The sequence below is a fragment of the Anaerotruncus massiliensis (ex Togo et al. 2026) genome (genome assembly GCF_030825285.1).
Classification (GTDB): domain Bacteria; phylum Bacillota; class Clostridia; order Oscillospirales; family Ruminococcaceae; genus Anaerotruncus; species Anaerotruncus massiliensis.
In genome coordinates this window covers 1-7,944 of sequence record NZ_JAPJQF010000056.1, presented here as the reverse complement: position 1 = coordinate 7,944, position 7,944 = coordinate 1, and the positions used below count along the sequence as shown (strand labels likewise).

General features: G+C 63.9%; 9 protein-coding genes. 5 read left to right on the top strand and 4 right to left on the bottom strand.

The annotated features are described in order from the left end of the window. Positions 1-114 precede the first annotated feature (114 nt). The 3 genes from RCI06_RS12475 to RCI06_RS12465 all read right to left on the bottom strand — a co-directional run bounded on the left by RCI06_RS12475 (position 115) and on the right by RCI06_RS12465 (position 3,752). Complete coding sequence (locus tag RCI06_RS12475) at positions 115-2,340, bottom strand: hypothetical protein (RefSeq protein WP_306576248.1); 2,226 nt, start codon at positions 2,338-2,340, stop codon at positions 115-117. A gap of 170 nt (positions 2,341-2,510) precedes the next feature. Continuing rightward, on the bottom strand, positions 2,511-3,170 hold the full coding sequence (locus RCI06_RS12470; protein ID WP_306576247.1) for a zinc ribbon domain-containing protein: 660 nt from the start codon (positions 3,168-3,170) through the stop codon (positions 2,511-2,513). Between the two features lie 66 nt (positions 3,171-3,236). Continuing rightward, on the bottom strand, positions 3,237-3,752 hold the full coding sequence (locus tag RCI06_RS12465; RefSeq protein WP_101549671.1) for a ferritin-like domain-containing protein: 516 nt from the start codon (positions 3,750-3,752) through the stop codon (positions 3,237-3,239). Positions 3,753-4,028: 276 nt separating this feature from the next. Here RCI06_RS12465 and RCI06_RS12460 point away from each other — a divergent pair, with 276 nt between their 5' ends. The 3 genes from RCI06_RS12460 (at position 4,029) to RCI06_RS12450 (ending at position 5,907) form a co-directional block, all read left to right on the top strand. Beyond that, positions 4,029-4,418 (top strand): helix-turn-helix domain-containing protein, encoded by a 390-nt coding sequence (locus RCI06_RS12460; protein WP_306576246.1) that lies wholly within the window; start codon positions 4,029-4,031, stop codon positions 4,416-4,418. A gap of 185 nt (positions 4,419-4,603) precedes the next feature. Further along, positions 4,604-5,023, top strand: a complete 420-nt coding sequence (locus RCI06_RS12455) for a C-GCAxxG-C-C family protein (RefSeq protein WP_277138690.1) — start codon at positions 4,604-4,606, stop codon at positions 5,021-5,023. Then, positions 5,020-5,907 carry a radical SAM protein gene (locus RCI06_RS12450; RefSeq protein ID WP_306576245.1) on the top strand — a complete coding sequence of 296 codons (888 nt, stop codon included), beginning with the start codon at positions 5,020-5,022 and terminating at the stop codon, positions 5,905-5,907. The genes RCI06_RS12455 and RCI06_RS12450 overlap by 4 nt, the downstream gene beginning before the upstream one ends. Before the next feature lie 116 nt (positions 5,908-6,023). Here RCI06_RS12450 and RCI06_RS12445 read toward each other — a convergent pair whose 3' ends face one another. Continuing rightward, the gene (locus RCI06_RS12445) at positions 6,024-6,296 is read right to left on the bottom strand and encodes a hypothetical protein (protein ID WP_101549678.1); all 273 of its coding nucleotides are present in this window, start codon (positions 6,294-6,296) and stop codon (positions 6,024-6,026) included. A gap of 279 nt (positions 6,297-6,575) precedes the next feature. Between RCI06_RS12445 and RCI06_RS12440 the strand changes: the two genes are divergently transcribed. Together RCI06_RS12440 and RCI06_RS12435 are read left to right on the top strand one after the other, a co-directional pair. Further along, a complete protein-coding gene (locus RCI06_RS12440) occupies positions 6,576-7,181 on the top strand; it encodes a LexA family transcriptional regulator (protein ID WP_101549679.1) in 606 nt (201 codons plus the stop codon). 83 nt (positions 7,182-7,264) lie between these two features. Further along, on the top strand, positions 7,265-7,798 hold the full coding sequence (locus tag RCI06_RS12435; protein WP_101549682.1) for an inorganic diphosphatase: 534 nt from the start codon (positions 7,265-7,267) through the stop codon (positions 7,796-7,798). The last annotated feature ends 146 nt before the right edge of the window (positions 7,799-7,944 follow it).

Here is a 7,944-nt window from a genome sequence, read left to right as displayed (position 1 = left end):
GGCATCACCCCCGCCCCCACCCGCCCGTCCACGGGCATAACACGACGGGCCGCCCCCGGCCCTCGGCCGGGGGCGCCCCTTTGCTGTGAACGGACCGGAAGCCCGGCAGGAAAGTCAGCGTCCGGTGTTTGGCACGGGCTTCCGGTTGTTGTTGACTTCAATGGTGGGCTTTTCAACGTCGGCCGGGCGGCTGGAGGGCTTCCTTTCAGGCAGGTCGGCCTTACCGTCCGAGACGATGTAGGTGCCCAGCGTGAAGGTCCGGATGGAGAGCACCTGGTCGCCGTCGTCGTTTTCCCCGAAGTTGAAGAGGTGGGTCTTGTCGATCAGCTCGCCGTCGCCGTCCACCTCGTAGACGTGGATGCGGCTTTCACGCACGGTCAGGTCGCCGTCCTCGTCGACGAAGGGGTTGTAGAGGAAGAGGGTCGGGCGGGTCGCCGCCGGGACGCGGGGGTTGTCGACAAAGTCGAAGAGGTAGGCGTCCACGTCGTGGAAGTAGTCGAGGTAGTCAGCGTCGTTCCAGCGGGTGGAGAGGCGCGGGCAGTAGTAGTCGGCGTCCGAATCCGCGAGGAAGGTCATCGAGGCGACCGGCCCGTCCGCGTTCTCCCAGGTGACGATGTTGCGCTCGTTTTTGACCGGCTTGATCACGACGCCCTTTTCACCGATCGTGAAGGTCGCGTCGTCGTCCACCCGGTTTTCATTCTGGATGTAGAGCTTGAAGGCGTGGTAATAGGTCTTGCCCGACTGGAGGCGCTCCTCCTGGGTCGCGCCCTCGAAGTAGGCTTTGTAGGCCTCGTCCTTCGCCTTCTGGGCGGCGGGCACGACGGTGTTTTTCTGCTCCGCCCACAAAAGGTAGGTCTCGCCGTACTTGGCCGCGGCGTCAGATTTCGCCTTGGCGGCGTCGGCGTCTGCCTTGGCCCGGTTCACCTGCTCGATGGTGACCGGCGCGCCGAGCGGGGAGAGGTTCGCCGCGGTGAGTTCCTGATACCGGGCCTCGAGCTTCGCTCTGTCGCCGTTGAGCGTGGTAAGTTGGCCTTCGAGCGCCTGCCGCTGGGCGGCGTTGCCCGCCTGCGGCGCCGCGTCGTCGATCTGTTTTTGCAGCTCCGCGGCCTGCGCCTGCATACTACTGATCCGGCCCGCCTGATCAACCGCCAGCGTCCAGAGCTGTCCGCCGACGGCGGCCCAGTTGCCGCCCTCGTCGTCAATCAGGGGAACATCGTTAAAAATGCTGCCCTCGCCCTGAAGCCCCCGCAGGATGGCGTTGACGCCTGCCGCGTCCTTTTCCTCCGGGTCCTCTTTCGCGTTCTCGGACGCGAAGATGTTGAGCAGCGCGTTCGGGTCCTGCGTGCGGGGCAGGTTCCCGGTGGAGAGCCCTTCGCCAAGCGCCAGCGCGCCGTCGACGTCGACGCCCAAACCGGTGAGCACTCCGGTGAGGCCGCTGATATTCTGTTTGAGCGCGGCCAGCGTCTCCTGGAGCGCGGACGTGTCGGCCGGCTGCTCGGTGGGAAGGGCGGCGATCTGGTCGTTTACCTCCCTGATCTTCGCGTCGAGGTCGGCGAGCTGCTGCCGCAGCTTTTCCGCCTCGGCCGTGAGCGACTGGGCCTTCTGCTCCGCGTCGTACTGCGCCTTCAGGTCCTCATAGACCTTCTGCAGCCGGTCGGCCTCGGCTTTCAGCGCGTCGGCGCCGGGGATCTTTTCAACCGGGCTGCCGGGGCTGAACGCGGCGTAACCCGCGTCGGCGGCGAGCTGTTTGAGCTCCTTCAGCAGGTCCTTCTGCCTGTTTTCCGCGGCGGCCAGTTCCTTGACCGCCTGCTCGTAGGCGGCGCCGAGCTGTTCGGGCGTCAGGTCCGCGCTGCGCGCCGAAGGGCCCGCGAGCTTGAACATCGGGAAGAAGTCCCGGCCCCCGAGGCTCGGATAGTGGGTGACGATCAAATCCTTGCGCGCCTTGATCTGCGCCTCCATCTCGACCTTGTATTCGTCGGCGGAGAAATTGTCCTTGATCGAGAACCTGATGCAGACGTAGCGGGTGCCGTTGAAGCGCTTTTCCACGATGTCGGCTCCGCTGACCAGCTTGCCGTTGGTCTTTTTCTTCATCGAGAAGCGGACGACGTCCTTGTCGGTCAGGATGTCGTACCCCGCCACGGAGGAGGGCCCGATGATATAGTAGTAGTCGTCGCCGGGCTTCAGGGTGTCGTAGCCCGAATCGTAGGCGGATTCGCCGTCCCCGTTCAGGATGGTGCCGACGACCGGGTCGGTATAGATGTCGTAGGCCGCCGCGAAGGCCGCGACGTTCAGCGACAGCACGCAGGCAACCGCCAGAAGCAGTGCGAGCAGTTTTTTCATGGTGAGATGCCCCCTTCTTTGCTCTTGCGTTTCCAGTTTCTCTCTCTTTCCGGTTACTCTTATAACCAAATTGGAAGCCGCCGGGGGACAGATCCCTGTGTGTTTTTTGTGTCGGCACGCCGCGCGGGGAAAAAAGCCCGGGGCGGCCGTCTGGCCGCCCCGGGCGGGGGTTATTCGCGGTTGTCGTAGAGGACGCCGCCCCCCACCTCCAGCATCAGGGGGGAGTAGCCGTCCAGGCCGTCGGACAGGGTGAGCTTTGCCGTATAGGACTCGGTGAGCGTCTCCCCGGAGGCGGTGTTGCGGTCGAACCGCTGGGAAACGGTGTAGACGCCCGCCTCCTCGTCGACCGACAGGCCCTGCTGGTAAAAGTGGACGCTGGCGGGGTCGTAGGCCTGCGCGCGGACCATCTCCTGCGCGCAGGAGACGGCGTACCGCTCCGCATCGGTTTGCGCGCCGGCCTGCTCCCGCGGGGCTTCCGCGCCGGGGCGCAGCAGGAAGAAGAGGAGCCCGCCCGCCGCGAGCAGGATGACGAGCAGGACGGGAAGCAGCCACCGCGGCAGCTTACGCCGGGATTTCGGCGCGTCGCCGGGCGGGCTCTCGTCAAAGTCGGGGAGCAGCTCGGGCTCGGGCGGGACGCCGCCCGGCGTTTCCCCGCGCAGGCAGGCGTCGCACAGGTCGGAGACGCCGCCCTCGGGCAGCGGCCGCCCGCAGAGGATGCAGGCGCGCACCGGAGGGGCGTCCGCCCCGGCGGGGGCGGAGAGGGGCGCGCCGCAGTGCAGGCAGTAGGCGCTTTTGCGCGGGATGCGTTTTTTGCAGTAAGGGCAGACCATGCCGTTCCTCCTTCCGAGGGGGATTCTGGGAATATGATAGCACAGCCTCCGGAAAATGCAAGCGGGTCAGCAGCAGCTTTCGAGAATCCGCCGGAAGGCGCGGATGTGGAGCTGTTCGTCGAGGATGATGCGGTTGAGCATCGCGGAGATATAGCAGTCCTCGATCGCCGCCGCCTGGTACTGGTAGGTGTGGATGGCGGCCTGCTCGAGGGAGATGTCGCTTTGGACCGCCTCGCAGAGGGAGGCGTGGTAGGTCACCATATTGCCGTTCCAGGCCACCGGGCAGCCCTGCCGCGGGGAGCAGTAGCGCGGGTCGCCGCCGAGCAGCAGGACGAGCCTGCCGAAGATGTCGAGGTGGTGCATCTCGGTGATCGAGATGTGGTGAAGGGCGTCGGCGGCCTCGGGCGCGGAGCGTCCGAGTACGAGGCTGTGGTAGGTGTACTGGGTGATCGAGGTGAGCTCGCTGCCCGCGGAGGCGAAATTGGCCTGGAGCATCTGCGCGTAACGGGGATTGGGTCGCTCCACGCGGATGGGAGGATAGGGTTCCGGCGCCGCGTAGAGGATGGCGTTCTGATCGCTCATGGGGGTCCCTCCTGTCAGGTTTTTACATGTTTAAAGATATGCGCGGCGGCCTCCGGACAGACTGGGAAAAATTTTTCCGGAAAAGATGGGGCGCAGGGCTTCCACTGTGGTCATGAAAAACTTATAATAAAAGTATAATTTGCCTTTCCTGCGAGCGGCTGTTTTGTAGAAAAAACCGGTTCCAAAAAATGATGCACAAATTTGATAGGCGCTTTTACACGAATAGAAAATACATTTAATACTGGTAACATACATCTAGAACTATGGTAGTTTGAAATGGGTCGAAAAATGTATTATGATGTCGAAAAGGGGTGTGGACGCATGTCAAACAGCAACGAGGTAATCAGACGTAACATCCGGTTTGTACGCACTTCCCTTGGAATGACACAGGAACAGCTGGCGTTCGCGTCGGGGATGACCACCGCCTGCGTAAGCAGGCTGGAGCGGGTCAACGGCAACCCGACGGTGCAGACGCTCGACCAGATCGCGGATGGCCTGAAGCTCCAGACCATGCGCCTCTTTGACGAGGACCTGATGTCCCCGGAGAACCGGCGGCTGACGGCGCTCCAGCGCAGCTTTTTCGCGGCTCAGGAGCTTCCCGCCGAGCGGCAGGAGGAGCTGGGCCTGTTGATTCAGAACTATATCAGCCTCGGGAAGCTCTTCTGAGGCCGGACCGCGGGCAGCGTAAAAGGCACGGGGCCGCCGATGGGCGGCCCCGTGCCTTTTTGCGCGCCGGACGATTTACAACCGGGGCGCGGGCTGGTATAATAACCGAAGCGGCTATCATGCATTTATGATCAATCCCGCCGGTTTCGGCGGCAAAGGACAACCGTATCAAAGGAAGCGAAAAGATGGAAAATCGAGTGGAAAAGGCCGTGGCGCTGCATAAGCAGGGCTACAACTGCGCGCAGGCGGTGCTCTGCGCCTACTGTGACCTCTTCGGCATGGACGGGGAGACGGCGTTCAAAATCTCCGAGGGCTTCGGCGGCGGCATCGGCGGCATGCACAGCGGCGTATGCGGCGCGACGAGCGCGGTCTATATGCTCGCGGGGCTCCAGGGGAGCGGCGGCTCGCCCGAGAAGGGGCTCACCAAGGCTGCGACCTACGCGCGGATCAAGGAGCTGGAGAGCATCTTCCAGGCGGAGAACGGCAGCACCACCTGCCGTCAGCTGATCGAGCGGCGCAAGGCGGGCGAGGGAAAGAGCTGCCGCGAGCTGGTGATCTACGCGGCCGGGCTCATCGAGCGGGAGCTGCTCGGCGAAGGGAAATGAGGCTCGGACACTGCACCCTCTGCCCGCGCGCCTGCGGGGCCGACCGGAGGACGGGAAGGGGATTCTGCGGCGGCGGCGCGCTCCCGCGCGTCGCGCGCGCGGCCCTGCACCAGTGGGAGGAACCCTGCATCAGCGGGACGCGCGGCTCGGGGACCGTCTTTTTCTCCGGCTGCCCGCTGCGCTGCTGCTTCTGCCAGAACTACCGGATCAGCGCGGAAAACTTCGGGAAGGAGATCTCCGTCGGCCGTCTGGCGGAAATCTTTCTCGAATTGCAGGCGCAGGGCGCGCACAATCTCAACCTCGTGAACCCCACCCACTGGGCGCCCTGGGTCGTGGAGGCGGTGGAGCGCGCCCGCCCCGCGCTCAAAATTCCCGTCGTCTGCAATTCGGGCGGCTACGAGTCTCCCGAGACGCTGGAGCTGCTCGGGAAGGTGGCGGATGTCTGGCTGCCCGACCTCAAATATGCCGACGCGGCGCGCGCGGCGCGCTATTCGGGCGCGCCCGACTATTTCCGGGCGGCGTCCTCCGCGATCGCCGAAATGTTCCGGCAGACGGGACCCGTCCGGTTCGGGGTGGACGGGCTGCTCGAAAAGGGGCTCGTCATCCGCCATCTCGTGCTGCCGGGCGGGCTCCACGATTCGATCGCGGTGCTCGAATGGATCGCGGAAAACCTGCCGCTGGAGGAGATCCGTGTGAGCGTCATGAGCCAGTACACCCCCTTTTACCGCAGCGGGGAGTTCCCCGAGCTCGGCCGGCGGCTGAGCAGCTACGAATACCGCAGGGTGCTCGAGCGCGCGCGGGAGCTGGGCGTCCGCGGCTACATGCAGGAGAAAAGCTCCGCAAAAGAAGAATACACGCCCCCCTTTGATTTGGAGGGCGTGTAAAGACATGGAGTGCGTATCCACAGGGAACGCCAAAAGCAGGAGGGCCGCGGGATTCCCGCGGCTTTTTCACGCGCCGCGGACGCAGGATGGCGCCGGGCGGCGTGCGGGTACGCGGTTCAGGCCGCGTGCGCGGCGGCGACGCGGCGGCGGACAGGCCGCGCCTGCGCGGCCTGCGTCGGGGGCGCCGGCGCATGGCGGCGCCGGGCCGGCTTCTTGGAGCCCGCCCGCGCGCAGAAGACGCCGATCGCGGTGAAGGCGACGAGCTGGAGGATGCATTCCCAGAGGGAGATGCCGCCCGTCTCCCATGCGCCGAGCGAACCGAGGACCAAAAACGCCGAAACCACCGTAAGCAGTTGGAACAGATAGCGGATATGATAGAACAGTTTCATCCGGATGCCTTCCTTCCTCCGCGCCGACCGTTTCCCGGCGGACGGCCTCCCGCGCGGAAAAGGAGGCGTCCGGACTGCCGAAAAACAACGATTGTTTGTATTTTCAATATACAACAACTAATGGTTGTTGTCAAGCTGTTTTACAACTTTTTTGATTATTTGGATTGACAGATACAACCTATTGATGTAAAATATAACTGTCAGTATAAATGGTTGCGGGGACGGCGGCGCGGGCCGGACAACGGGTTCCTCCCGCGCGCCGGGAAAGGGAGAAGATCGATGTTTTCCGAACGGTTGAGGGCGCTTCGCAAGGAGCGCAAAATTTCGCAGGGCGCGCTGGCCGCGCAGCTCGGCATCAGCCAGCAGGCGGTCGGCAAGTGGGAGACGGGGCGTTCCACCCCCGACCCCGGCACGCTCCGCAAAATCGCCGACCTCTTCGGCGTATCGGCCGACGGCCTGCTCGGGCGGGACGACGCGCATTCCGCGCCGGTGTGGCCGGGGGCGGAGGTGCTCGTGCCGGTGCTCGGCACCGTCAAGGCGGGCTACGACGCCTACGCCTTTGAGGAGGATTACGGCAGCGAGCCCGCGAACGTCAAAAACCCGCGCGACTATTTCTACCTGATCGTGCGCGGGGACAGCATGGAGCCGCGCATCAGCAGCGGCGACCTCGCGCTCGTCCACAGCCAGCCCGACGTCGAAAGCGGGGATCTGGCCGTCGTGCTTGTCGACGGGGAGGAGGGCACCCTCAAAAAGGTGCTCAAAAAGGAGGGCGCGGTGATCTTGCAGCCCTTCAATCCCGCCTACCAGACGCAGGTCTTCATCGGCGGGGAGATCGACCGGCTCACCATCGTGGGCAAGGTCGTGGAGACAAAAACCAAGTGGTAGGTTGCTTATTGGGCCGCGGTGTGCTAAAATCATCCTGACAGGACGCTACAGGGCTAGAGAAGTTTTGAAAAGGGGTTATCGGATTGAATATTTGGCATGACATGTCGCCCAAGCGCATTACCAAAAACGACTTTATCGCTGTGATCGAAATCCAGAAGGGTGGGAAGAACAAGTACGAGCTGGATAAGGAGACGGGGCTGATCATCCTCGACCGGATCCTCTACACCTCCACCCACTATCCCGCCAACTACGGCTTCATCCCGCGCACCTACGGCGACGACAACGACCCGCTCGACGTGCTGGTGCTCTGCTCCGAGGCGCTCATCCCGCTGAGCCTCGTGCGCTGCTACCCGATCGGCGTCATTTCGATGATCGACAACGGCAAAAACGATGAGAAGATCATCGCGATCCCCTTTGAAGACCCGATGTACAACCACTACCGGGATATCAGCGAGCTGCCCGAGCATGTCTTTGCCGAGATGCGCCACTTCTTCAGCGTCTACAAATCCCTCGAGGGCAAACAGACCGCCGTCAACGAGGTGGCCGGCCCCGAAACCGCGATCGAGATCGTCCAGAACGCGATCGACCACTACGTCGAGAAATTCTGCCGCGGATAGATCCCGCGAAGCTCCGGAAATACGGAAAACCCCCGCCGCTGTGATACAGCGGCGGGGGTTTTTGCGCGGCGGCGGGATCGCCCGCGCGAAGCGCGGCGTGCCGTCCCGTGGGACGGCCGATCCCGCCGCGCCCCCGCCCCATCCGC

Excerpts from the sequence above, each read along its gene's own strand:
- RCI06_RS12475 (WP_306576248.1), bottom strand. The coding sequence starts at position 2,340 with ATGAAAAAACTGCTCGCACTGCTTCTGGCGGTTGCCTGCGTGCTGTCG.
- RCI06_RS12470 (WP_306576247.1), bottom strand. The coding sequence starts at position 3,170 with ATGGTCTGCCCTTACTGCAAAAAACGCATCCCGCGCAAAAGCGCCTAC.
- RCI06_RS12465 (WP_101549671.1), bottom strand. The coding sequence starts at position 3,752 with ATGAGCGATCAGAACGCCATCCTCTACGCGGCGCCGGAACCCTATCCT.
- RCI06_RS12460 (WP_306576246.1), top strand. The coding sequence starts at position 4,029 with ATGGGTCGAAAAATGTATTATGATGTCGAAAAGGGGTGTGGACGCATG.
- RCI06_RS12455 (WP_277138690.1), top strand. The coding sequence starts at position 4,604 with ATGGAAAATCGAGTGGAAAAGGCCGTGGCGCTGCATAAGCAGGGCTAC.
- RCI06_RS12450 (WP_306576245.1), top strand. The coding sequence starts at position 5,020 with ATGAGGCTCGGACACTGCACCCTCTGCCCGCGCGCCTGCGGGGCCGAC.
- RCI06_RS12445 (WP_101549678.1), bottom strand. The coding sequence starts at position 6,296 with ATGAAACTGTTCTATCATATCCGCTATCTGTTCCAACTGCTTACGGTG.
- RCI06_RS12440 (WP_101549679.1), top strand. The coding sequence starts at position 6,576 with ATGTTTTCCGAACGGTTGAGGGCGCTTCGCAAGGAGCGCAAAATTTCG.